This is a genomic window from Hyphomonas sp. (assembly GCF_037969335.1).
GTDB lineage: Bacteria > Pseudomonadota > Alphaproteobacteria > Caulobacterales > Hyphomonadaceae > Hyphomonas.
Map to the genome: position 1 here is coordinate 19593 of NZ_JBBKXE010000021.1, position 24223 is coordinate 43815.

At 62.0% G+C, this 24223-nt stretch carries 20 protein-coding genes; 6 read left to right on the forward strand and 14 right to left on the reverse strand.

The genetic code is table 11. From position 1 onward, the window contains the following. Positions 1-92 precede the first annotated feature (92 nt). On the reverse strand, positions 93-1256 hold the full coding sequence (locus tag AADA04_RS01390; RefSeq protein WP_340691438.1) for an acyl-CoA dehydrogenase family protein: 1164 nt from the start codon (positions 1254-1256) through the stop codon (positions 93-95). A 284-nt stretch (positions 1257-1540) separates the two neighbouring features. Beyond that, positions 1541-2041 carry a Fe2+-dependent dioxygenase gene (locus AADA04_RS01395; RefSeq protein WP_340691439.1) on the reverse strand — a complete coding sequence of 167 codons (501 nt, stop codon included), beginning with the start codon at positions 2039-2041 and terminating at the stop codon, positions 1541-1543. An 80-nt stretch (positions 2042-2121) separates the two neighbouring features. Here AADA04_RS01395 and AADA04_RS01400 point away from each other — a divergent pair, with 80 nt between their 5' ends. Continuing rightward, entirely contained in the window at positions 2122-2985 is an 864-nt protein-coding gene (locus AADA04_RS01400; RefSeq protein ID WP_340691440.1) for a hypothetical protein, read from the forward strand. A gap of 341 nt (positions 2986-3326) precedes the next feature. Here the strand turns inward: AADA04_RS01400 and AADA04_RS01405 are convergent, their stop codons facing one another. The 5 genes from AADA04_RS01405 to hlyD are packed head-to-tail and all read right to left on the reverse strand — an operon-like array spanning position 3327 to position 8983. Continuing rightward, positions 3327-3980 carry a CerR family C-terminal domain-containing protein gene (locus AADA04_RS01405; RefSeq protein WP_340691441.1) on the reverse strand — a complete coding sequence of 218 codons (654 nt, stop codon included), beginning with the start codon at positions 3978-3980 and terminating at the stop codon, positions 3327-3329. Beyond that, on the reverse strand, positions 3981-5081 hold the full coding sequence (locus AADA04_RS01410) for an ABC transporter permease (RefSeq protein ID WP_340691442.1): 1101 nt from the start codon (positions 5079-5081) through the stop codon (positions 3981-3983). Position 5082: 1 nt separating this feature from the next. Further along, positions 5083-6219, reverse strand: coding sequence for an ABC transporter permease (locus AADA04_RS01415; protein ID WP_340691443.1), 1137 nt, complete (start codon positions 6217-6219; stop codon positions 5083-5085). Continuing rightward, positions 6216-7967 carry an ATP-binding cassette domain-containing protein gene (locus tag AADA04_RS01420; RefSeq protein ID WP_340691444.1) on the reverse strand — a complete coding sequence of 584 codons (1752 nt, stop codon included), beginning with the start codon at positions 7965-7967 and terminating at the stop codon, positions 6216-6218. Before AADA04_RS01420 ends, AADA04_RS01415 begins: the two co-directional genes overlap by 4 nt. An 8-nt stretch (positions 7968-7975) precedes the next feature. Continuing rightward, entirely contained in the window at positions 7976-8983 is a 1008-nt protein-coding gene (gene hlyD, locus AADA04_RS01425) for a secretion protein HlyD (RefSeq protein ID WP_340691445.1), read from the reverse strand. A gap of 488 nt (positions 8984-9471) precedes the next feature. Here hlyD and AADA04_RS01430 point away from each other — a divergent pair, with 488 nt between their 5' ends. Continuing rightward, on the forward strand, positions 9472-10899 hold the full coding sequence (locus AADA04_RS01430; protein ID WP_340691446.1) for an aldehyde dehydrogenase family protein: 1428 nt from the start codon (positions 9472-9474) through the stop codon (positions 10897-10899). 33 nt (positions 10900-10932) lie between these two features. Continuing rightward, positions 10933-12237 (forward strand): 3-hydroxyacyl-CoA dehydrogenase NAD-binding domain-containing protein, encoded by a 1305-nt coding sequence (locus tag AADA04_RS01435; protein ID WP_340691447.1) that lies wholly within the window; start codon positions 10933-10935, stop codon positions 12235-12237. A gap of 21 nt (positions 12238-12258) precedes the next feature. On the opposite strand, the gene AADA04_RS01440 is transcribed toward AADA04_RS01435, so the two are convergent. From AADA04_RS01440 to AADA04_RS01455, 4 genes are all read right to left on the reverse strand, one after another. Continuing rightward, a complete protein-coding gene (locus AADA04_RS01440) occupies positions 12259-15483 on the reverse strand; it encodes an efflux RND transporter permease subunit (protein WP_340691448.1) in 3225 nt (1074 codons plus the stop codon). Further along, a complete protein-coding gene (locus tag AADA04_RS01445; protein WP_340691449.1) occupies positions 15480-16556 on the reverse strand; it encodes an efflux RND transporter periplasmic adaptor subunit in 1077 nt (358 codons plus the stop codon). Before AADA04_RS01445 ends, AADA04_RS01440 begins: the two co-directional genes overlap by 4 nt. Positions 16557-16733: 177 nt before the next feature. Next, positions 16734-17762, reverse strand: a complete 1029-nt coding sequence (locus AADA04_RS01450) for a zinc transporter ZntB (RefSeq protein WP_340691450.1) — start codon at positions 17760-17762, stop codon at positions 16734-16736. After that, entirely contained in the window at positions 17763-19280 is a 1518-nt protein-coding gene (locus AADA04_RS01455; RefSeq protein WP_340691451.1) for an amidase family protein, read from the reverse strand. 77 nt (positions 19281-19357) lie between these two features. Between AADA04_RS01455 and AADA04_RS01460 the strand changes: the two genes are divergently transcribed. Beyond that, a complete protein-coding gene (locus AADA04_RS01460; protein WP_340691452.1) occupies positions 19358-20272 on the forward strand; it encodes an aminoglycoside phosphotransferase family protein in 915 nt (304 codons plus the stop codon). Here the strand turns inward: AADA04_RS01460 and AADA04_RS01465 are convergent. Further along, the gene (locus AADA04_RS01465; RefSeq protein ID WP_340691453.1) at positions 20265-20852 is read right to left on the reverse strand and encodes a superoxide dismutase family protein; all 588 of its coding nucleotides are present in this window, start codon (positions 20850-20852) and stop codon (positions 20265-20267) included. The genes AADA04_RS01460 and AADA04_RS01465 overlap by 8 nt on opposite strands. Positions 20853-20922: 70 nt before the next feature. Between AADA04_RS01465 and AADA04_RS01470 the strand changes: the two genes are divergently transcribed. Further along, positions 20923-21654, forward strand: coding sequence for a TlyA family RNA methyltransferase (locus tag AADA04_RS01470; RefSeq protein ID WP_340691454.1), 732 nt, complete (start codon positions 20923-20925; stop codon positions 21652-21654). Here AADA04_RS01470 and AADA04_RS01475 read toward each other — a convergent pair. Next, positions 21648-22391, reverse strand: a complete 744-nt coding sequence (locus tag AADA04_RS01475; RefSeq protein WP_340691455.1) for a hypothetical protein — start codon at positions 22389-22391, stop codon at positions 21648-21650. The genes AADA04_RS01470 and AADA04_RS01475 overlap by 7 nt on opposite strands. Positions 22392-22508: 117 nt before the next feature. Between AADA04_RS01475 and AADA04_RS01480 the strand changes: the two genes are divergently transcribed. Continuing rightward, positions 22509-23582, forward strand: coding sequence for a class I SAM-dependent methyltransferase (locus AADA04_RS01480; RefSeq protein WP_340691456.1), 1074 nt, complete (start codon positions 22509-22511; stop codon positions 23580-23582). On the opposite strand, the gene aroC is transcribed toward AADA04_RS01480, so the two are convergent. Then, positions 23579-24223: chorismate synthase (aroC, locus tag AADA04_RS01485; RefSeq protein ID WP_340691457.1), on the reverse strand; the 645-nt coding region annotated here is incomplete at its 5' end. The genes AADA04_RS01480 and aroC overlap by 4 nt on opposite strands.

Below are 24223 nucleotides of genomic sequence, written 5' to 3' on the forward strand. Positions count from 1 at the left end.
TTTGCACCAAAGTCAAAACCAGATTTTGGTGTGATAACTTGCTGCTATGAGCAGGAAGATCTGCGCAGCACAATTCAAGACGTCGTAATTTTCTACGGGCACCCAATTGCTCGTGAAAGGATGTTGCGGTGCACTTCGCTCGTGCCGGAATAAATGGTTGCTGCCCGTGTCGCGAGATACTTTGCTTGAGCGAATGCGCTGTGGGGCGCCGCTTCCAGGCCAATTTCGGTTATATCCTGGTGCAATTCGGTTGCAAGAAGTTTCAATGCAGACGTCGCTGGCGCCGGTGCAACGGAGACAAGTCCCGCAGCCACCCGCGTTTCGAATGCCTCGAAATCATCAATCCGCCTCCCCAAGTCCGATAGCTTTGCCTGCACAATGGAATCCGAGTCCGTCGCTTCGCGCTGTGCCGCCCGTAGCGCGCGACGGAGAACGCCGGTGGTTGTATTGTTGGAGCGTGCGATCGACATCAGGCGTTTGGCCATCTTCCAGCCTCCGCCAATCGTGCCAATCCGGTCCGAAGCGGGCGTGCGAACCTTGTCGAAGAAGACTTCATTGGTTTCGTGCTGGCCATCAATGAAGCGGATCGGGCGCACATCAATGCCCGGTCGGTTCATTTCCACCAGGAGGAATACGAGCCCTTCTCCGCCTCGCGAACCTGGGTCGCTGCGGGCCAGAAGAAACATGTGTGTGGCGTATTGTGCAAAGCTCGTCCACAGCTTGCTGCCGGTGAGGATAAAATCATCACCATCCTGTTCGGCCCGAAGGGATAGCGCGGAAAGGTCCGAACCTGCTTGAGGTTCGGAAAACCCCTGGCACCATTCATGTTCACCGCAAAGGATGGCTGGAAGATAGCGTTTCTTCTGTGCCGGCGAACCATCTTCAATGATCAGTGGACCAATCGTGCGGACACCAGAAGACTGCAGGACAGGCGCATCACGCTCGGCGCAGGCATTCTCGAAATAGAGTCGTTGCGCGGTACTCCAGCCTGCTCCGCCATGCTCGACCGGCCAGGAGGGCGCAAGCCATCCACGCGCAAGAAGACTGTCTCGCCAAGCTTCGCATGCGTCGCGTGCGGACTTCAGTCCGGTCGTCTCGCGGCCCGCGGCGGATAGGGCTTCGGTCAGCGATTCATCAAGAAACGCCTCGACCTCGGATCGGAAGGTTTGGTCAACACGTCGAGCGGCGCTGTCTCGGTCGTTTGGGTCTGGGGTTAAACCTGCACCATCCATTTCAATCTCCGTCAGCCATGCCACGTCCGCCACTACCGCGTGTGGCGCAACGGTCTGCAATAGGGGATTATACGGTGTGTGTCCGAACCCGCTGCCCTGATTGGGCAATGGCCCAGCGCACTAGGTGCTGAACTTGCGAATCATATTTCCGATTGTCTTGTCGAGTACCAATAGCTCTGCAGATTGCGGCACCAGTTGACCGGAAAGACTCGCCCGCAAATTTTCCAGATCAAACACCATTTCGCGGGCGCCAGCATCAGGGATGGTGCTTTCAATCCAGCCAATAAGAGCGAAGCGCGTTCCCCGTGTCACTTCAGCGACGCGGTGGAGAGATGACGAAGGATAGAGGACGAAGGATAGAGGACGAGCGATCCCGCTTCTGGTTTCTCGCAAAGTGTCACACCGGTTCGTTCTATCACGAGTTCTCCGCCGTCATAGGACTTAGGGTCGGATAGAAAAAGTGTATAGGACAGGTCTGTTCTGACACGGGCTTCACCGGTGCCAATATATGCATTGTCGACATGCAATCCATATGCGCCGCCTTCCGCGGTCTTGCTCAATATTGGTTTTGAGAACTTGCGCGGCTGACCCGCCGCGCGAATAACAGGATGCCCGGAAATCGTATCGAGTATTTGCTTGCGGAGCTTGACGCCCGTGCGCGAGGAAAGGTCAGCCTGGAGATTGCGTTTGACGCGTCTGGCGACCGATCCGGCCGTTTCTGCGCCGTCCTGCCACTGCAAGGTGTCGATCAGTGAGCGCGCTTCGCTCAGCATTTTTGCGTCAAGCACGTCTGAGATTGTGAGCAGCATTGCCTCTCCACTTGCGAATAAGTTGCAATTACGGCAGTAGGTCTAGAGCAATGCAAACGCGGTTTAAAGGTTTCAATCTCATGGGCATCACTATCAAACGCTGGACACGTCTTGGTCTTGGAACCGTGATGGCAGTCGGGGTCATCGGGGCATGTGGCCGTGCAGATGGCCCGACCAGTCCGCACCAGGGAGATTTGCCGCAATCTTCTCCGGAAATGACCACTGCGGTTCTGCCTCCACTCGAAGAGGGCAGCGCGGCGTTCGCTGGTGGTGGGGAGGGCGGAGAAGGCGAAGGTGGCGTTTCAGTGACGGCGGCTGCAACCGATGCTGTGGTCTACAATTCGGCGCTTGCAATTGCGGAAGCGCATGTCATCGCGGCGCGAGACGCCTATATCGAGGGTGAACACGAAGCTGCCGGTGAGATGTTTGCCCATCGGGTGTCGGAAGTTCTGTTTGATCTTCAGCCCGTGCTGGTGGCGCAGGGTGTAGACGATTTTTCCGATCTCCTCCTGGACGCGTCTGTCGCCGCCTTGTCAGGTGAAAGTGGCGAGGAGATCGCCGCGCGCACCGACAAGATCGTTGCGGCATTGAGAGAGGCTTCGACCAAGGCTCCCGACGACCAATCAAGCACCGCTTTTATTGCCGCAGGTGTTTGCGCCGATCAGATTGAACGCGCCGCGGACATGTATCGGATTGCCGCAACGTCCGACCGCTATGAGCCCTATCTGGACGGTTATGGATTCTACAAGGCAGCCACGGCCGCCTTCGAACGAAGCGAAGCCGCCATTCGGTCAGAAAACCCTGACGCCGCGGCGGCCATCGACGCAGCGTTGCGCTTGCTTGGGACTGCCTATCCATCCGCGCTCCGGCCGGCGACGCTCGACTCAGACCAGTCTGCGCTGACCGTTGCGGCGTCCAATGTTGTTCTCGCCACCGGGCAATAGTCGCGCTGCCTTCGCAGGGCGGCTAGGCGGTGACTGGGTGGACTGGCCCTCATTGTCAGCCGAGCTTTTTCAGGCGGCTCCCGATTTCGTGTTCGAAGCGTTTTGTCTTCAACGTCTTTCTACAAACCGCTCGGGGTTTCTCTATGGCGACGTGTGTGATGGTGTCGATCAGCAGCGGCTAATTGAACGGCGGTGCCCAATTCTTAGCGGTGCGACAGTGTAGGACGCTCCAGTTCATGAGAGGGGTCCAATCAGACGGATCCAGGGATGGAGCGGCCCTGCGATTGCGTCGCCCGGATGGCGGTCGGTGTGATCACAGGGCCCAGGACAGGTCAACGACGCTATGCGTATTGGAGCAGGCGTATATTCTCCCGGATGGATGCCGTAATCAGCGCGATTTCCTTCGTGCCAAGCGTATCGAGCTCGAGCGTTCTCAAAGACAATGCCCGCGCGGCGCGGAAGGCCAGCGCCTGGCCGATGAGCGTCATGCCCCGGATTCGGGCTGTTTGAGAGGCCGGAACGTCGCCGCTGGCGATCGCTGTCAGGTGGACCACAGCGCGAAAGAAGCGGCCGATAGCGCTGGCGTACAAAATTTCAAACGCCTGGGACGGAGCGGCCTGTTCGCGCAGCATGAACCGGGCCCACTTTTCACTTTCATCGCTTGCCAGCATGGTCACGAACGGCGTCATAATCTCTTCGAGCAGCGAGATCGCCTTTTTCCGGCTGAGCGTGTCACTGAAGATTTCAGATTCAAATGCGCTGAGTACCGGACCGAGCCTTTGGGATACCTGCTCTGCTATCGATGTCGCAGAGGCGAGATAGAGCTTTTCCTTGGTCTTGAAATGATAAGGGATCGCGCCGAGGGAGGCGCCCGCCTTGCTGGCGATAGCGCGGGTCGATGTTCCGTCGAACCCGATAAGGCCAAAGAGTTCGATGCCGGCTGCAACCAGCCGCTCGCGTGTTTCGATACTCCGGGAATCGTCTCGCTTGGTCATTTATGAAGTCTTCTTTCTCAGCAGCCAGGCCGCAGCCGGAAGGGTAGCCATGGCAATCAGGACGAGCGGGAGCGTGTTACGCGCGACATCGGCGAGCGGCAGGTCTTTCAGGAACACGCCTTGCGCCACCACGAGAAAATGCCGGAGCGGGTTGATCTGCGTCGCAACCTGCATCCAGCCGGGCATGTTCTCGATCGGCGACATGAAGCCTGACAGCAACACGGCGGGCGAGGCGAACACGAAGGCGCCAAGAATAGCTTGTTGCTGGGTGGCAGAAATCGCCGAGATGAAGAGGCCAATTCCGATAACGGCCAGCAAGTAGAAGAACATCGAGCCATAGAGTGCGAGCAAGGATCCGGCAAAGGGGATTTTGAATCCGAATATGGCGACAAGGATGAAGAAGGTTCCATGCAGGTAGCCGAAAATCAGGCCCGGAGCCGACTTGCCGACAACGATCTCCAGTGGCCTCAGCGGCGAGACCAGCAACTGGTCGAACGTCCCGAGCTCACGTTCGCGGGCGACCGACAGGGCCGTAACGATGATCGTGGTCAGGAGTGTGATCGTCGCGACCAGTCCCGGCAGGGTGAACCAGGCATATTCAAGATTGGGATTGTACCAGTGACGGATACGTATGGTGTCCGGCGTCGTGCCGCCTGAATATGCCGCTGCCGAGACACGTGAAATGATGGCGGCAAGATACGAATTGACGATCTGCGATGCGTTCGACTTGCGTCCGTCAAGGATGATCTGAACATCGGCCGACTGGCCCGCTTCGATCCGGCGCGTGAAGTCCGGCGCAATATGAACCACAGCAATGACACGTTGGCTGTCGATAGCCTCCTGGATCTGGCTGACCGATTGAAGCTGGATCACCTCATCGAAGGCGGACGCACCCCGGATGCCCGCTTCAACCTCCCGGCCCTGGCTCCCTGTGTCGAGATTGAGGACGGCGATATCGACATTGCGGACTTCCATTGTCATCGCGAAGGCAAAGATCACGAGCTGAAGAAGGGGCGGCACCACGATCACGGCGCGTCCCTTTGGGTCGCGCCAGATGGCAAGCATTTCCTTGATGATGAGAGAGCGGATGCGGTGCCACATGTCAGGCGATCCGCTTCGGCGTGGCCAGCCAGGTGAGCGTCAGGAAGAAGCCCCCGACGGCGAGCATTTTCGCAATCGCTGGCATGAGAACCGACCAGACATCGCCTGCCAGGAACAGTGTCTGCAGGCTGGTCACGAAATAGCGCGCCGGGATCACGGTCGTGACCGTTCGGATCGGCATTGGCATGGCGCTGATTTCGAAGATGAAACCCGACAGCAGGGTCGCTGGCAGGAAACCCGTAAAGAGGGCGAGTTGGGCGGCAACGAACTGATTTTTGGTCACCGCCGAAATCAGCAATCCCTGGCCCAAGGCAGGCACGAGGAAGGCGGCCGCGACCAGGACGAGGGCAAGCACGGAACCCCGGAACGGCACATCGAAGACGAACACTGCAGCCACCGCGCACAGCACCAGGGAACTCATGCCGAGCAGAAAATAGGGCACGATCTTCGACAGCAACAGTTCGGCACGGCTGACCGGTGTCGCGAGTACCGCTTCCATCGTGCCGCGTTCCCATTCGCGGGCAATCACCAGCGCGGTCAGCAATGTGCCGATGATGGTCATCACGACGGCGGTGGAACCCGGCACCAGATTGTAGCGACTGGTCAGTTCGGCGTTGAACCAGAAGCGGGGCTGCGGCGTGATCGCAGCCGGGGCCGCCAGGGCTGCATCACCGAGCTGGCGGGTTTGCCAGACCGCATAGACACCCTGGGCATAGTTGGCGACGAATTGCGCCGTGTTGGGCTGGGAACCGTCGGTCAGGACCTCAATCGGGACCGGATCGCGCGCCCGCATGCGTTCGGAGAAATCGGGCGGTATGACGACAAGTCCGCGCAGCTTTCCGGAAACAAGGTCCGGCTCCAGCGCAGTCTGGTCAAACGCTGTGACAACTTCGAAATAGTCGGACGCCGCAAATGCCTGAACGAGGCTCCGCGCATCGGCGCGTGCATCCTGAACCACCACACCAATGCGGATCGTATTGGAATCGAGGGATATCCCGAACCCGAACAGAAGGAGAAGGATCAGTGGCAGGATGAATGCGATCAGGATGGATGAAGGATCGCGGAAAATCTGGAAGGTCTCCTTGCGCGCAAGAGACAGGGTCCGGCGCAAGGGAGCGGCAAGTGACGAGCTATTCATGCTGCGGCCTCTTCTCGTTCCGAACGCTCGACCAGCTCAATGAACGCATCTTCCATGGTCACGACCGACCCGTCCGCATTGCTGCAGCTCGCCTTCAGTGCCTCTGGTGTGCCCTCAGCAATTGTCCTGCCGCGATATATCAGGTTGATCCGGTCGCAATATTCGGCCTCTTCCATGAAATGCGTGGTGACCAGAACGGCAACATTCTTCGCCGTCAGGGCATTGATGTGCGACCAGAACTCTCGCCGTGTGATCGGATCGACCCCGGACGTTGGCTCATCCAGGAACAGGACTTCCGGCTCGTGCAGCAACGCCGCAGCCAGCGCGAGGCGCTGCTTGAAGCCGAGTGGCAATTGCTTGGCCGTCGTGCTCCGATAAGGCGTCAGATCGAACGCCTCAAGCATGGCGTCGATCCGCTCTTTGGCGCGCTGGCGGCCAAGACCATACACACCCGCGAAGAATGAGAGATTCTGTGCGACCGAAATGTCGCCGTACAGCGAGAATTTCTGAGCCATATAGCCGAGCCGGCCGCGTGCATCGGCAGCCGCTGTGCGCAAATCGAATCCAGCAACACGTCCTTCGCCGTCGCTTGGCTCGGTCAGGCCGCACAACATCTTGAACGTCGTCGACTTGCCCGCACCATTGGGGCCGAGCAATCCCAGGATTTCACCGCGCTTCTGGGTGAATGTGATGTTGGACGCTGCGGTAAAGTCGCCATAGCGCTTGGTCAGTCCGCGCGCCTCAACCACGGCCTCGCCGGTATCTGCATGTTTGCTCATCGCATCGGCCAGGGGTGAGCGGCCATCCGGTCCGCCGCCGAGCCGATCGACAAACGCATCCTCGAAGCGTGGCGCGGCTGGAACGATCTCTGCGTTCACCAGCGTCCTGACATGCGCAAGAACTGCGCCTTGGCGGGTGATCAAGCGGATGGCGTCGCCGTGCAGGATCGCGTCTGCCACCGACGTGTCGCGCAACAGGGGGGCGATGGCGGCGCGGCGCTCCGCCGCCGGAACATGTGCCTGGAAAACGCGACCCGTCATCGGGCTTGTCAGTTCGCCGGGTGGCCCGGAATACAACAGCTTTCCATTGCTGAGCAGGAGGACGTCATCGCATTTTTCTGCTTCGTCGAGATAGGCCGTTGCCCAGACCACGGCCATCGTGTCATCGACGAGTTCGCCAACCATCGACCACAATTCCCGACGCGAAATGGGATCAACCCCCACCGATGGTTCATCCAGAAGGAGCAGGCGGGGCCGGGTCAGCAATGCGCAGGCAAGGCCGAGTTTCTGCTTCATGCCACCGGACAGGGCGCCGGCCAGCCGCGTGGTAAACCGTGCCAGATCGGTGAACTTCAGCAGATGGGAAAAGGTCTCTTCCCTCTGGTCGCCTGAGAGCCCCTTCAGGTCGGCAAACAGGTCCAGGTTCTCCATAACGCTCAGGTCCTCGTACAGGCCAAAGCGTTGCGGCATGTAGCCGAGCATTTCATGCAGGTGGCGTTGCGAAGCATGAGCGCGCTTTCCATCGATGAGCACGTCGCCGTCGCTGGGTCGGCTAAGGCCGGTCAACAGGCGTATCAGGCTGGTCTTTCCGGCTCCGTCGGGGCCGACGAGTCCGGTTATCTTGCCGGTCTCGATGGTTCCGGATACGGCATCAAGTGCCGCCGGACCCTTTGCGGAGAATCGCTTCGTCACCTCGTTGATCTGGACGAAGGGGAGGGGCTTCGGAGAGGTGATCGCGGCATCGCTCATCTGCGCCGTCAATCTGCCGCGGCCGAGCGACTCAATTTGACCGTTACCGGCATGCCTTGGCGCAAGCCGCCGTCTGGCGCATCGATGATGATCCGGACCTGATAGACGAGATCTGTACGCAGATCCGGCGTCTGAACCGCACGAGGCGTGAATTCCGCGACGGGGGAAACAAAGCCAACCTGTCCCTGATAGGCGCTGTCTGGTGCGCTATCGGTGAATACTTTCGCTGCCTTGCCCGGTACGACGACGCCAAGATCGGTCTCGTCGACATAGGCGCGCACCCAGACCGGCTTGGTCAGGGCCAGCGTGGCAACCGGTACGCCAGCGCCAACAATTGACCCAGGTTCACGTACCCTTGCAAGCAATACGCCGTCCGATGGCGCGAGCAGGCTTGTGTCTCCAAGGCTCAATTCAGCTTGCGCGACGGCTGCCTCGGCAGCTTCAACCCCGGCCTCGCCCGCAGCGATATCTTCTGCGCGCGGTCCGATTTTCACCAGCGCCAGATCCTTCTGACCTGCGACAAGGCGCTTTTTGGCTGCGTCGAGTGCGGCGCGGGCAATGTCATAGGCTTGTGGTGACGCAAATCCGCTGTCGCGCAGCTTTGCCTGTCGGTCAAAGGTCTGCTGTGCGACCAGAACATTCGCCTCCAGTTCTTCGACATAGGCGCGTGCCCGGTCGACTTCCTGCGACCGGCTTCCAGCCTTTAGCCGTGCAAGCTCCGCCTTTCGCACTGACGCCTCGGCCGTGGCTTGCGCAACAGCATCACGCAAAGGCGCGATGTCCAGAACCGCGATCACGTCGCCAGCCGAAACCGTGTCACCTTCTTCGAAATTGACGACATCGAGACGGCCCGGAACCCGAAACGCCAGATCCACCTGTCGGATTTCGACATTGCCATAGAGCGTCAGCGCGCTGTCGGTGCCGCCTTCTGCCGGATTGAGACGAGGCCAAATGACGAAGCGCCCAAAAATCAGGGCAACAATCAGAGCGGCTGCGATAATGGCGATACGTTTCATTGATAACTTTCCGGGACAGACGCGATGCCCGTCTGAACTGAGTGACGTGTTGGCGCCAAGTAGTACGATTGTACTGAATCGATTTCAAGAACCTAATTTCGAAACACGAAGCCATTTCGCTATGCAGAAGATGACGCGGTCGGGAATGATTTGCGGATCCAGCGTATGGTCAAACCTGCATAATCTTCCGGAGAAGTACGAGTGTACAAGTAAAAGTGCCGCGAGATGACGCGCCACTTTCGGTTCGGGAGCGCGCATGCGTTGCTCCAGGCGTCAGAACGCGTCGCTCACACCGAGCAGGTCGGCGGTCGGGGCACGTTGTCGCTCTGCGCCGGAAAACCTTCTTTCCATTCGAAGCTGCCGTAGGGACCCGACTGGCGAAAGTGCCCGCTTTCTGCTTCAGTCACTCCCAACAAGGCGCTGGCGCGATATTCAGGCGACCAGCCCGAACATGCCGAGACAAGGCGCCATTCCGGAGGACCACACGCATGACCGACCTGAACATCACGATGACCATCAATGGGCAGGCTGTTTCAGGCTCTGAGGCGTTCGATGTCGAGAACCCAGCGACCGGCAAGGCCTTCGCCAAGGCGCCCGACTGCACCAAAGCGGACCTTGATGCCGCCGTTGCCGCCGCCCGTGCGGCGCTTCCAGCATGGAAAGCCACGCCGATCGCCAAGCGCCGCGAACTCCTCAACGCCATGGCGGGCGTGATCATGCAGAACCTGCCCGAGCTGTCGCGCCTGCTGACGCGCGAGCAGGGCAAACCGCATCCGGATGCCGAGGGCGATGTTGGTGGCGGTGCCTTCTGGCTGATGGAATCATCGAAACACGATATCCCCGAGCATGTCTCGGAAGATTCCGCAGAGCGCCATGCTGTCACCCGTTATGGCCCCATCGGCGTGGTCGCGGCCATCGTTCCGTGGAACTTCCCGATCATACTCGCCGCTTTCAAGCTGGGCCCGGCATTGCTGGCGGGAAATACGGTCATCCTGAAGCCTGCCCCGACCACGCCGCTGACCACGCTGCGCATTGGCGAACTCCTGCGCGGCGTGCTGCCCGACGGCGTGCTTAACGTGATCTCCGGGTCGGACCGCCTCGGCCCCTGGCTGACGGCCCATCCGGGTGTCGACAAGGTCAGCTTCACCGGCTCGACCCAGACCGGCAAGAAAGTCATGGAAAGCGCGGCGCATTCGCTGAAACGGGTGACGCTGGAACTCGGCGGCAATGATCCGGCCATCGTGATGCCGGACGTGGATGTGGAGAAGGTGGCTGAAGACCTGTTCTGGGCGGCGTTCCGCAATACGGGCCAGATATGCATCGCCACCAAGCGCATGTATATTCACAAGGACATCTACGAACCGCTCAAGGCCGCCATCGTCGCTTATGCGAAGACCGTGAAGGTCGGCGACGGGGCAGAGCAGGGCACGCAGATCGGCCCGATCCAGAATTCGGCCCAGTACAAGCGCGTGCTCGAGCTGATCCAGGACGCCAAGGACAATGACTACAAGTTCCTGATCGGCGGCGACGCAGCCGACGTGCCGGGCTATTTTGTACCGATCACGATTCTCGACAATCCGCCGGAAACTGCCCGCATCGTGCAGGAAGAACAGTTCGGCCCGGTCCTGCCGCTCCTCAAGTTCGACAATCTCGATGAAGTGGTCGGACGCGCGAATGACAGCGAGTACGGGCTCGGCGCATCAATCTGGAGCTCTGACATCGAGCGCGCACAGGAGATTGCCACAAGCCTTCAGGCAGGCACGGTCTGGATCAATGAGAGCCAGCACCTCAGCCCGCATGCGGCCTTTGGCGGCTTCAAACAATCGGGCATCGGTGTTGAAGGCGGACAGGAAGGTGTGCTGGAATTCTGCCAGGCCCAGACCGTCTTTACACGCAAGCCACAGCCCGCTGCCTGAGCACGGACCAAACATGACAATGAGGAAACAGACATGACACAAGCCCGCGAAATGACCCCTGAACAGGTCTCCGCCTATATCGCCGAATCCGGCCGCAACGCGTGGGACGTGCCTGACGTGCCGGCCAGCACGCCGCGCCGCACGATCAAGACGGTCGGCATCATCGGCGCCGGTACGATGGGCGGCGGCATCTCGATGAACTTTGCCACGGCCGGGTTCGAGGTGCGCATTCTCGAGACGAAACAGGAAGCCCTCGACCGGGGGATCGGCGTCGTGCGCGGCAATTACCAGCGCAGCGCCGACAAGGGCCGCTTCCCGCAGGACGAAGTCGAAACCCGCATGTCCCGCATTCAGGGTACGCTCGACATGGAAAGCCTCGCTGATTGCGACTTGGTCATCGAAGCCGTGTTCGAGGACATGGATATCAAGAAGAAGATCTTCACCGATCTTGACCGGATCATGAAGCCGGGCGCGATCCTCGCGACCAATACATCCGCCCTGAACATTGACGAGATCGCCAGCGTGACGTCCCGTCCGGGCGACGTGATCGGCCTGCATTTCTTCTCGCCGGCCAATGTGATGAAGCTGCTGGAGATCGTGCGGGCGGACAAGACGGCCGATGATGTCATTGCGACCTGCATGGACCTGGCACGCACGATCAACAAGATCGCGGTTCTGGTCGGCGTCTGCCCGGGCTTTGTCGGCAACCGTATCCTGTTTGCGCGTCAGGCGCAGGCGCAGAAACTCGTCAATGCCGGGGCCATGCCCTGGGATGTCGATGCTGCGCTGAATGCGTTCGGTTTCCGCATGGGGCCTTACCAGATGTCAGACTTGGCCGGCCTCGATATCGGCTGGAAGAAGGGCGCCAAGACGGCGAACCCGATCCGCGATGCGCTGTGCGAACTGGATCGCCGCGGCCAGAAAACCGGCGCCGGTTATTACGACTATGATGAGAGCCGCAAGCCGATCCCGTCAGAGGTCACCGCCGGTATCATCCGCGAGATCACCGGCGTCACTGAGGGCAGTGCGCCCTCGCAGGACGAGATCATCGCGACCTGTATCCATCCGATGATCAATGAAGGCCTGAAAATCCTTGAGGAGAAGATGGCCCAGCGCGCGTCGGACATCGATATCGTCTGGCTGAACGGCTATGGCTGGCCTGCCGACAAGGGCGGCCCGATGCTGTACGGCGACATGGTTGGCGCCGACAAGGTGCTCGCCACGATGGAACGGCTGGGCGCCGAGGACGACCGGTTCAAGCCGGCGGCCACGCTGAAGCGTCTCGCCAAGGATGGCGGACGGTTCACGGAAGTCCAGCCGGGCGGTGTCGTCGCCTGAAGGACGCCTTAGCCAGCAGATCTATTCCGCGGCCGGCAGGATCCGGTCGCGGTCTTCCTGTTTGCGACCGTCAGACCGGACGTGCGCGGCATCGGCCGGGTCGCGGCGCAGGGCCCGGTCACGCATCCGGCGGCCCCAACGGCCAACACGGTACGGGACCAGCAGCCAGACCGGTGTGACCAGCAGGATCATGATCGTCGAGAAGGCGAGGCCGAACACGACGGCTGTGGCGAGTTGCACCCACCATTCCGACGAGGCGCTGCCGAAATTGATCGCGCCATGGGCAAAGTCCACGTTCAGCTGGAACACCATCGGCAGCAGGCCGCAGATCGTCGTGCCGGTGGTCAGCAGGATCGGACGGATGCGCTGGGCAGCCGTGGCGATCGCTGCGTATTCCGGCGAGCGGCCATCGCTGCGCAGGCGGTTATAGGTGTCGATCAGGACGATATTATTGTTCACCACAATGCCGGCGAGTGCGACGACCCCGGTACCGATCATCAGGACGGACACATAAGGCAGCATCAGCTGGATGCCGACCAATACGCCAGCGGTCGAAATGATCACGGCCGTCAGCGTCAGCAGGACCTGCCAGAAATTGTTGAACTCCCAGAGCAGGATGACGGCCATCATGAACAGGGCCGACAAGGCGGCGCCCACGAAGAATGCGCCGGCATCAGCGGCATCTTCATCTGCGCCCTCGAACCGGACCTCGACGGAACCGGGAATATCCTGCTGCGCAATCCAGTCCTTCAGGCTTGCGACAACGTCGGCGCCTGCGCCTTGCTCGATCGCGTTGGCGCGGACATCGATGACGCGCAGGCCATCACGGCGTTCGATCTGGCTGACCCGCGGCGCGGGAACGCGCGTGACGAACAGTGACAGCGGCACATTGCCCGCCGGCGTTGCGATGCGAAGCTGGTCGATCGCTGTTGCGCTGCGGTCGCTCTGCGGGAAGCGGACGCGGATATCGACTTCGTCCGGCGCATCGTCAGGCCGGTAACGGCCGACAAGAATCCCGTTGGTGATCAGCTGAACAGCCGCGCCGACCTGTGAAATGTCGACGCCGAACTTGCCGGCTTCCGAACGATCCACGTCCAACTGGTATTCGATACCCGGGAGGGGACGTGTATCGTCAATCTCGTGCAATTCGCTCATGCTTTCGAGCTTGATGCGCAGAAGTTCGGCGGTCGCATTCAGGGCGGCGGCATCCTCCGAGAGGAGAGCGATCTGCACGTCCTTGCCCGCAGGCGGACCATTTTCACGGGCCTGTATCTGGTACCTTAGACCGGGAACGGCATCGAGCAGCTCGCGGACATGCACAAGCGTCTTGCGCCCGTCATGCACGCCGTCATCCGTCGCCAGGTCGAGAAGAATCTGGCCGATCGTGTCAACCGGAGGGGACGCCCCACCGAAACTGAACCCGCCTTCGTTTGAATTGCCTGTCCGGGTCGAAATGTCTTCGATGCCATCGACATGGTTGATGGCCGCTTCGGCGCGGTGAACGAGGACGGCTTCTTCCGCTGCCGACAGGCTGCCCTGTGCCTGGATGAATACGTAAGCCTGCTCAGGTTCGATATCGAGGAAGAATTCGGATTTGTGGGGTGTCGCGCCGAACCACATGAAGATGAGGATCACTGAACCGATCGCGGCGCCGGTCACCATCAATGGGCGTGCAATCAGGCCTTTGACGAGCCGGACATAGCCGCCGAGCCAGCCTTTGGCCTGTCCGGGATCAGCGTCGGCGGCGAGGGCCGCGAGGTCTTCGTTCGTGCCGCTCGGCCGGGCGCCGATCACGGAGCCAAGCACGGGCAGGAAGATAAGCGCCATCACGAGCGAGGCCGACAGCACGAAGATCAGCGTGATCGGCAGGTAGGCCATGAACTTGCCGGGCATCGAATTCCAGAACAGGAATGGCACGAAGGCGGCGAGCGTGGTCGCGTTCGATGCCACAACGGGCCAGAACATGCGCTTGCCGGCGAGGCCGTAGGCTTCCTTGCGGTCGAGTCCTTCCGCCATCTTCCGGTCGGCATATTCCGTCACCACAATCGCGCCATCGACGAGGATACCGACGGCGATCACCATGCCGAACATGACCATCATGTTGATCGTGTAGCCAAAGGCGCCAAGGATCAGGAAGGCCATCACGAACGAGGCCGGGACCGAAATGCCGACGAGCAGGGCAGAGCGCCAGCCAAGCGCGGCGACGCAGATGATCATCACCAGCAACACGGCCGTGACGATCGAGCTTTGCAACTGGCCAAGCTGTTCGCCGATCAGTTCGGATGCATCAGATGTGACCTGTGCCTTCACGGTGGAAGGCCAGGTCTTTTCCTGCTCCTTGATTGTGTCGCGCACGAAGTTTGCCGTGTCGAGAATGTTCGCTCCGGTCCGCTTGACTATTTCTATCAGTAGGGCGGGCTGGCCGTTGAACGTCGCATAGCTGGTCGCATCCTTGTACGTGCGGCGTACGTCGGCCACGTCCGAAAGGGTCACGACCGAGTTTTCCGTGCGCCGGATGGGCAGGCTCAACGCGTCCTGAGCGGTGCGGATCAGGCCGGAGACCTTGACGGCGAAACTGCCTTCGCCCGTATCAATCTGGCCGGCTGGCACGAGTTGGTTGTTTGCCGAAACGACCTGATAGATTTCCTGATAGGAGATGTTGTAGGTTTCGAGCTTGACCGGATCGATGACAATTTCCAGCACATCTTCGCGGCGGCCAACGATACGCGCCTCAAGGATGCCGGCGTCCCGTTCAAGGCGATCCTGGAGATCCTCGGCGATGGCGTTCAGGCCCCGCTCGGGCGCGTCACCATACAGGTTCACCACCATGACGGGGAATTGCGCGGCGTTGATTTCGGTAATGATGGGCTCGCGCGCGTCTGCCGGGAAATAGCGCTTGGCCATGTCCACCTTGTCTTTCACGTCGAGGATGGCCTGGTCGATATCGGAGCTCAGTTCGAATTCCAGAACAAGCTGGCCGGCGCCCTCGACGCCATAGCCGCTGAAGGTCTTCAGGCCTTCGAGCGACTGGATTTCCTGCTCGATCGGCTTGACCAGAAGGCGTTCGGCATCTTCAGGCGTCACGCCGGCAAGCGGCACAGTGATGCCGACAAAGGGGATCTGGATGTCGGGATCGGCTTCCTTGGGCAGGCCGATATAGGTAACCGTGCCGGCGATGATCGCGCACACGAGAATGGCGAGCACCATGCGGGCCCGGCCAATCGCACCATCGATCAAATTGTTCATTGTACGGCTCCACCAGCGGCCACGGGTTTCACTTTTACCCCTTCGCTGAGATAGTCCTGACCCATCGAGATGATGCGTGCCGTGTCTGGCAGGCCGGTCACCCAGATGCCACCGACGCCCTCGTCGATCACCCTGACCGGCGCAAACTGTACCGTGTCATCCGCCTCGAGATAGCGCAGGCCAAGTTCGCCCGCGTCCGACAAGGTCAGCAGCGCCGGCGAGATCAGTGTAGCGGGCACAGTGTCCACGGGCAGGATCAGCGATGCGGAAACACCGGCTGGGACGAGGGCATCGCCTGTTTTGAGTTCGGCTTCGACCAGGAAGGTGCGCGTCGCTTCACTTGCGGTACGCGAAATGTAGCGAACGCGAGCGGGATAGGATTCGCCGCTGGCCAATTTCGCCGTTGCGTCCATACCGAGGTTCAGGCGACCGGCATATTCCTGGGAAACTTCGGCGACCACGATCACCGGTGTCATGTCGACCATGACGCCGCAGGCTGCGCCGGGCGCAAGGAAGTCGCCGGCCTCGGCGAGGCGCGTCTCGAATACGCCGTCGAACGGTGCGCGTATCTGGGTTTTCGAAAGCTCAACCTTCGCGGCATTCACGGCGGCCTCGGCCGCATCCAAGGTTGCCTTCGCCGATGCTTCGCGATTGGCGGGGGTCAGGCCCTTTGCGGCGAGCGACTGCGCAGCGTCGAATTCGATCTTCGCGGAATCGCGCTGGGCCTCGGCCTGCTTGACCTGGGCACTACGGGCCTCGACGTCGAGGCCGCAGAGCAGCGCGCCCTTGCGCACGAAACTGCCTTCCCGCGCGGGCGTCGCGACCACGGTGCCGGTCGTTCCCGCCTTCACCGTGACGGCCTTGTCGGGCGCTGTCCGGCCTTTGGCTTCAAGCACGACACGGTGCATTGAACTGGACACGTTTTCGATAATCGCCTCGGGGACTTTGGGCGCAGTATCGGCCACGACAACGTCGCTCTGTGAGCTGATACTTCCGCGCATGATGCTGCGAATGCCAAAATAGGCAACGATAACAACGAGAAGGCTGGTGGCGATGGCGACAGAGCGGTTCACTGAATATGTCTTCCCGGGGATTGGTTTATGCCAATATAGGTTTGTGCGCCGCTGAGGTAAGCGCCACTTCGCGCTTTAACTACGTGAACATCGTTGAATTATAGCGAAAGCACTGCGTCGTTTTCGCGGCAGGCCGAAAGTTATGGTTAACACGTGACGCCGGGGAAGGCCTGGTTGTCAGATCCAGCGGCGCCAGCGGAAGACCGCCAGCATGATGCCCGTGGCCACCACAAGCGAGACAATCAGGATACCGAATGCCATCGGACTGTCCACGCCTGGAATGCCGCCGACATTGACCCCGAACAGGCCTGTCACGAAGCTGATCGGCAGGAAGACAGCCGACAGGATCGACAGGACGAACAGGCGCTGGTTCATCAGGTCGGAGCGTTCTTCCATGATCTGTTCCTGAAGGACAACCGAGCGCTCCCGGATGGCATCAAGGTCTTCCGCAAGGCGGGTGACGCGGTCGACGGATTCCCGCAGGTAGAGCACGTCCGTCTCGGAAAAGAAGGCTGCCGCGCTGCCCTCCCGCGCGAGCTGCGACAATGCCTCGCGTTGGGGAACGATATAGCGGCGCAAGGCCAGCACCTTGCGGCGGAATTCTGCCAGTTCGGCGCGGCCGACGCGGACGTCCGGATCAAGGATGTCATCCTCGAAGCCATCCGCCTGTTCGTCGAACGCCGCGATTTCCGGCTCCATCTGGTTGGTCAGTGCGTTGGCCAGCGCGGCCACGAGACCGCCCGTTGAATGAGGGGCCTCTCCGGCCTTCACCATGGCGGCGACATCGCGTGTCGCCTGGATCGGCTTCGACCGCAGCGTGATCAGCATCCCCTCGCTCGCCCACATGCGTAGGGCCAGCATGTCTTCCAGTGCTTCGCCGGCATTCAGGTTCACACCGCGCAGGTTGATCAGGAAACCGTTGCCGTGACGCGATGACCGCGGCCGCGTGTCTTCCTGCAACAGGGATTGCGCCGCCAGCTTGTCGAGCCCGCTCTTGCGGTACAGCCATCCCTGTGCCTGGCGTGACAGGCGATTGAGGTGCAGCCAGACGCGCGCATATTTCGCGATGTCGCCGGACAGGACGTCTTCCCATTTCAGCGGTGTGGCCGCACCATCGGCCGCGAACCCGAAACCAAACAGGAAGGGCTCGATGCCAAGGACATCGTCCGTATCAGGGCTGGTCACGGGTGCGGGCTCGATAATCATCTAGGTGGCGACAACGCCCGGCAGCCTGTCGGCCCATGGCCGGGCGGCTTCCAGTTCCAGCGCCAGTTCGAACAGGAGCTGGTCGTCGCCCCGCTTGCCCGAGAACATCGAGCCGATGGGCAGGCCCGATGGTGACCATGACAGCGGCACGCTCATGGACGCGGCGCCGGATACGTTCATTGGCGCGGTGAAGGCGGCGAACGTAATGATGCGGTCGTACAGCGTGTCGTAAGGCACTGTCGGGGCCTGTTCGCCAAGCTTCACGGCGGGGCTGCCCGTCGTCGGGGTGAGCAGCAGGTCAATGCCCTGATCGACGAAACCGGAATCGTAGACGGCCTCGAAGGCTTTCAACCAGCCGACAGTCGCATCCATCTCGTCCTTGCGGGCCATGAACATTTCGGTCAGGCCCAGCGTCCACGGCTCCACAATGTCCGGGCCGATCGGCTTGCCGGAATAGGCGCTGGCCTGCTGGGCGAAGTCAGCCGCACCGGCGGCCCAGTAGAGCAGGAACTTGTCGATGAATTCCGGCCCGGAAAAGGACGGCGTGTAGGGGACGATCTCATGCCCGAGCCCGGCGCAGAGGTTCGCAACATCATCCAGCGCGGCCCTGGTTTCCGGTGCCACCGGCGTGCCGCCAAAGGCATCGGTCGTGAAACCGATCTTCAGGCGCCGCTTCAGCGGCTGGAGGTTTGCGTCGAGCGGCGCAAACGTGCCGTCATTCGTCTGGGTGTCGCGGAACAGGTTCACGGAGTCGCGTACTGAGATCGTCACGGCGTGCTGCACCGAAATGTCGACCGGCGGGCCGTCCGGGCCGTCATGTGCGGGCAGCTGGCCGCGCGAGGGTTTCAGGCCGAACACGCCGCACGTGCTGGCCGGGATGCGGATCGAACCGCCGCCGTCACTGGCATGGGCAAACGGCACGACGCGGGCGGCGACCAGTGCTGCCGATCCGCCGGAGGAGCCGCCGACAATACGGGTCGTGTCCCATGGATTGCGCGTATCGCCGGTGACCAGCGGTTCGGTCGAGGCCATCAGGCCCATTTCCGGTGTGGTCGACTTGCCGAGCACGACCACGCCTTCGGCGCGCCATCTGGCCGGCAGCGGATCATCCTTGCCGGGCAGGTATCCCTCGAAGGCGCGGCTGCCATAATAGGTCGGCGCGCCATTCCAGTTGTGCAGGTCCTTGATGAACGTCGGGACACCCTGGAACGGACCGGCCGGTGTCTGGCCGGCCTCGGCGCGTGCCGTGTCATAGATGTCCGATGCGATGGCGTTGAGCTGGCCGTTCACAGCCTGTGCCCGCGCAATCGCGGCGTTGACCTGTTCGAGCGCCGTGGTTTCGCCTGCCGCAATGGCGGCGGCCATGGCCGTGCCGTCCATGCGGACGGGCGCAGCTGGCGGCGGGGTTGCGGCGACTACGGGCGCAGCCTCAGGCGTCGCTTTTTTTTGTCTGCAAGCGGCCAGGGCGGCAAGTGCGCTGCCGCCCAGCAGGGCGCTGCGTCGGGTCATTCGGGTCATTGGTGTGTCCTCCCACGTCTTTTTCTTATGGGGCACACCGTGTATCGGTCCGCTGGCGAGCGCAAGAGGACGATAGGATGACAGCAGACGCCCCCGCATCGCCACAGGCTGAGGTGGAGATCACACCGGACCTGCTGCGCGCGCTGCTGCGCGACCAGCACGCCGACCTGGCGCACCTGCCGATTCGCCTGCTCGATGCCGGTTGGGACAATGTCATGTTGCGCATCGGCGATGACCTTCTGGCGCGCCTGCCGCGCCGGGCGATTGCTGAAGCCTTGCTGAAGAACGAGCAGGCCTGGTTGCCCCGGCTTGCCCCCAGCCTGCCGCTACCGATCCCGGCGCCGCTGCGAACGGGCATGCCGGGCGCGGGCTATCCCTTCGTCTGGAACATCCTGCCCTGGATCGAAGGCGAGGCTGCCGACCTCGCGCCGCCGGATTCTTCGGAGGCACCTGTACTCGCCCGGTTCCTCCGGGCGGTGCACCAGCCTGCACCTGCCGATGCACCGAAGAATCCCGTGCGAGACTGCCCGCTTACCGGCAAGCAGGCCGACACTGAGCGCCGCATGGCGATCCTCAAGCAGGAGACGGATGCCATCACGCCTGCGATCGAACAGGCCTGGGCCGAAGCCCTTAGTGCGCCGATGGATGTGACGCCCACCTGGATTGCCGGCGATGTGCATGCGCGCAATGTGCTGGTCCATCAGGGCAAGCTGGCCGCCTTCATCGACTGGGGGGATATGTGCGCCGGGGATGCGGCCACGGACCTGGCGTCTATCTGGTCGCTGTTCGCGGAGCCCCGGGCGCGGGCCGAGGCGGTCGCAGCCTATGGCATGTCAGGCGCGACCTGTTCACGCGCCATGGGCTGGGCCGTGTTCTATGGGGTGACCCTGCTCGAAACAGGACGGCGGGACACGCCGCGCCATGCTGCCATGGGCGAAGCGATCTTGCGCCGCCTGTCTGAGGATGTCGGGCTTTCAGGCCGCCCTATTTGATGACGCCGCAGGCCACGCGCGCGCCAGCCCCGCCGATGGGCTGGCTCATGTGGTCGTCTTCGCCTTCATGGATCAGGATGGCTGATCCGTCGGCGTCGGTGAGGTCCGACATCTGCGTCAGCGTGGTGAACGCTTCATAGCCTGCCGCGCCGTCCGCCCCGGCCCAGATGTTCGGGATGTCGCCGCTCTCGGGACCTTTCGGGTTGAGCAGGCCGTGGCCGCCCTCGATCATGCCGACATGCCCGCCGGAGGCCTTGAACGTCCCGATATCGGAACAGTCGCCGACCATGTGCAGGTGCAGGCCGTGCCAGCCCGGTGTCAGGCCGCCGGGCGCAATTTCCACGCGGAGCAGGATGCCATTCGGTCCGCCGAGCAGGTTGGCCGTGCCGATCTCGGTGCCTTCGTCGCCGATGATCGAGGCCGTTGAGCGCATCATCGAGGGATAGACGCCGTCCGCCGGGCCGGGCATTTCTGCGACGGTCGGCAACGGCTCGTCCGGCAATTCCTGTGGCTGGGCGGCCTCCTGGCTACAGGCAGCGAGGGAAAGGGCAAAGAGTGAGATGGCGAGTCGGTCCAGCATGGCGGGTCTCCTGTCGATCTTGAAACCATTATAGGGCACAACGCAGGAATTGCAGGGGAAGTTTCATTAAATGAAAGACCGGGCCGATAAACTCCTCGTGTCTCTCGGGCATTTTGACAGCCGGGCAGGGGCGCGTGCCGCCATCGAGGCAGGCCGGGTCAGCGCGAATGGCGTGGTCGTTGCCAAGCCGTCGCAGATGCTTTCATCCGAAGATGTGATCCTTGCGGAGGCGGCGCACCCTTATGTCTCGCGCGGGGGGCTGAAGCTCGCGCATGCGCTTGAGGTGTTCGGCGTTGATCCGGCGGGGCGCCACTGCCTCGATATCGGCGCGTCGACCGGCGGCTTCACGGATGTGCTGCTGCGGGCGGGCGCGGCGCATGTCACTGCCATTGATGTTGGCCGGGAGCAGTTCCATGCCTCCCTGCGGGGCCACGCGCGCGTCACCTCGCTGGAGGCCCAAGACGCCCGCACCCTGACCGCCGCCATGATGCCCGCGCCGCCGAGCCTGCTTGTCTGCGATGCCAGTTTCATCGGGCTTGAGAAACTGCTGGACGTCCCGCTCAGCCTCGCGGCGTCCGGCGCTGACTTTGTTGGCCTGTTCAAGCCGCAATTCCAGGTCGGCCGTGCCCATGTCGGCAAGGGCGGGCTGGTCACGGATGCTGCCGCCACCGAACGGGCGGCTGAGGCATTTTCTGAATGGATGAATGAAAAAGGCTGGCCCATCCATGCCTGGACGGCCAGCCCGATTTCAGGCGGCGATGGCAATGCCGAACGCCTGTTTCACGCGGTCAGGGCTCAGTAGCCGTAGAGTTCCTGGTCCTGCGCGCCGTCGCCCACCACGCGCCAGGTTTCGGTGGGACTATTGCGGCAGGCGAGCACGTGTTCGCCGTACTGATAGATTGTGCGGCACTCTTCCTGTCCGTAAGCCTGTTCGCCGTAATAGGGCTGGTTGTCATAGCCCTGGTCGGAATAGCCATCATTGTAGCCGGAGGAGGCCGGATAGGCACGCGGCGGCGGCGGCGTGGCCGGGTAGCGCGGTTGCATCACTTCCGGACCGCCATAGAGGCCGTCGGTCGTGCGCGGAATGGAGCCGCCCTGGTATGTGTTTGAAGGCTGGTAGGGCGTCGGACCGGACGATCCGCAATTCGCGCTGGAGCTGCTCGCCATTTCGCTGCCGGCAATGCCGCCGACGAGCGCGCCGAGCAGGGCACCCACGACGACCTGATCGCTATTGTCGCTGCTGCGGGAATGGCCGCGATTATAGCTGCGCCTGTAGCCGCGATCATATCCGCGGCCACGATACCCGCGGCGACCGCGATAATGGTCGTCATTGCCATCTATGTTATTGCCGATGGCACCGCCGATGAGGCCACCGATCAGGGCACCTGCCACGCCGCCAGCGAGCTTGTCGTCGCCGCGCTGACGTTCGCATGCCGTGTTCTGCGGCGCATAGCCATACCCCGCCTGTGCAGCGGCTGTTTCAGGAACCGCCAGCGCCAAAAGGGCTGCGGCTCCGGCGAGAAGCGACAGTTTCATCATCGCATGTCTCCTTTTCGGCAGGCACGATGCCGCCAGACTAAAGGGCAGCATCGCAAGGCCAACCTGAACCGGACCTGAAAGCTGGACGCGCCTCCTGCTGCGTCCCATATTGCCTGCATGGGATTGCTCGGTATCGCCTCGAAAACGGCTGCACGCGCACGCTATGCGGCGGAACAGGGCCTGCGCTCGGCCTGGTATGGCGCGCAGATGTCCGCCGCCCGGCGCAATGTCGGCGGCTTCAACCGGGCCGGCGAACCGAAATTCGAGCCGACTCGCGGCACGCCGGACATGGCAGCGCTGCGCAAGGCCTATCTTGATCTGTTCATCCAGGACCGGCTGAATGCGGAAGCGGGCCTGTATCCGGCGCCGCATGATGTGCGCGTGCGCGACCTGCCCAATGCCCTGAAATCGGCCCGGGCCTTTCGCGCCGATGTTGCCGAAGTCGACCGACGGCGCCAGGCCCGCGACGGCACGGAAATCCGCGACACGCTGCCTGAAGATTCCAACCGCTACCCGGACTATTACCGCCAGAATTTCCACTACCAGTCGGGCGGCTGGTTCACCGACGAGAGCGCCGAGCTTTACGACACGCAGGTCGAGGCGCTGTTCACGGGGACGGCCGATGCGATGCGCCGGGCGGCGCTGGCCGAAATCTCGCGTGAGCTGAAAGGCCGCGACCAGCGCACTGTCAGCCTACTCGACCTGGCCTGTGGCAATGGCCGGTTCCTGTCGCGGGTGATGAGCGTGTATCCGCGCCTTCAGGCCACCGGGCTCGACCTTTCGCCGAGCTATACCGATGCGGCGCGCAAGCGCCTCGCGCGCTGGCCTCAGGTGAGCGTATTGCATGAGGCCGCCGAGGCCATGCCGATTCCGGATGCCAGTCTCGACATGATCGTGTCGGTGTTCCTGTTCCATGAATTGCCGCCAGAGGTGCGCGAGCAGGTACTGGCAGAGGTGGCGCGCGTCCTGAAACCGGGCGGCCTGTTCATCCTCGCCGACAGTACCCAGTTCGGCGATTATCCCGAGATGGACGGCCTGCTGGAATATTTCCCGCACGGCTTCCACGAGCCTTACTACGAGACCTACCTGTCATGGGACCTGGCGGCATCCTGCGGTGCGGCGGGCCTCACGGACGAACGCGAAACGCTCGCCTTCCTCACCAAGGTTACGACCTGGCGCAAGCCGGCCTAGCGACCGGTCTGGCCCCGGTGACGCAATTTCGCGTCGGCCAGGACACAGGCCATCATCGCTTCGGCGACCGGTACGGCGCGAATGCCGACACACGGGTCGTGGCGTCCGACAGTACGCACGTCGACGTCCTCGCCATCGCGGGTGACGGATTTCACTTCGTTGAGGATGGACGAGGTTGGCTTGATCGCGATGCGGACCACGACGTCCTGCCCGGTCGAGATGCCGCCTGCAATGCCGCCATTATTATTGGCGAGGAAGCGGACACCGTCATTGCCGGCGCGCATCTCGTCGGCATTCTGTTCGCCGCTGAAGGCGGCGGCGGCAAAGCCAGCGCCGATCTCGACGCCCTTGACGGCATTGATGCTCATCATTGCGCCGGCGAGTTCCGCGTCGAGCTTGCCATAGACCGGCGCGCCCCAGCCGGCGGGGACGCCGCTGGCATGCACTTCGACGATGGCGCCAGCTGAACTGCCGGACTTGCGGGTGGCATCAAGGAAGGTTTCCCATTGCGCGGCCATGTCGGCATCGGGGCACCAGAACGGGTTCTTTTCCGTCTGCGCCCAATCCCATTTTTCGCGGTCGATGGCATGCGGGCCGATCTGCACGACGGCGCCGCGAAGGATGATGCCATTGGCAATGGC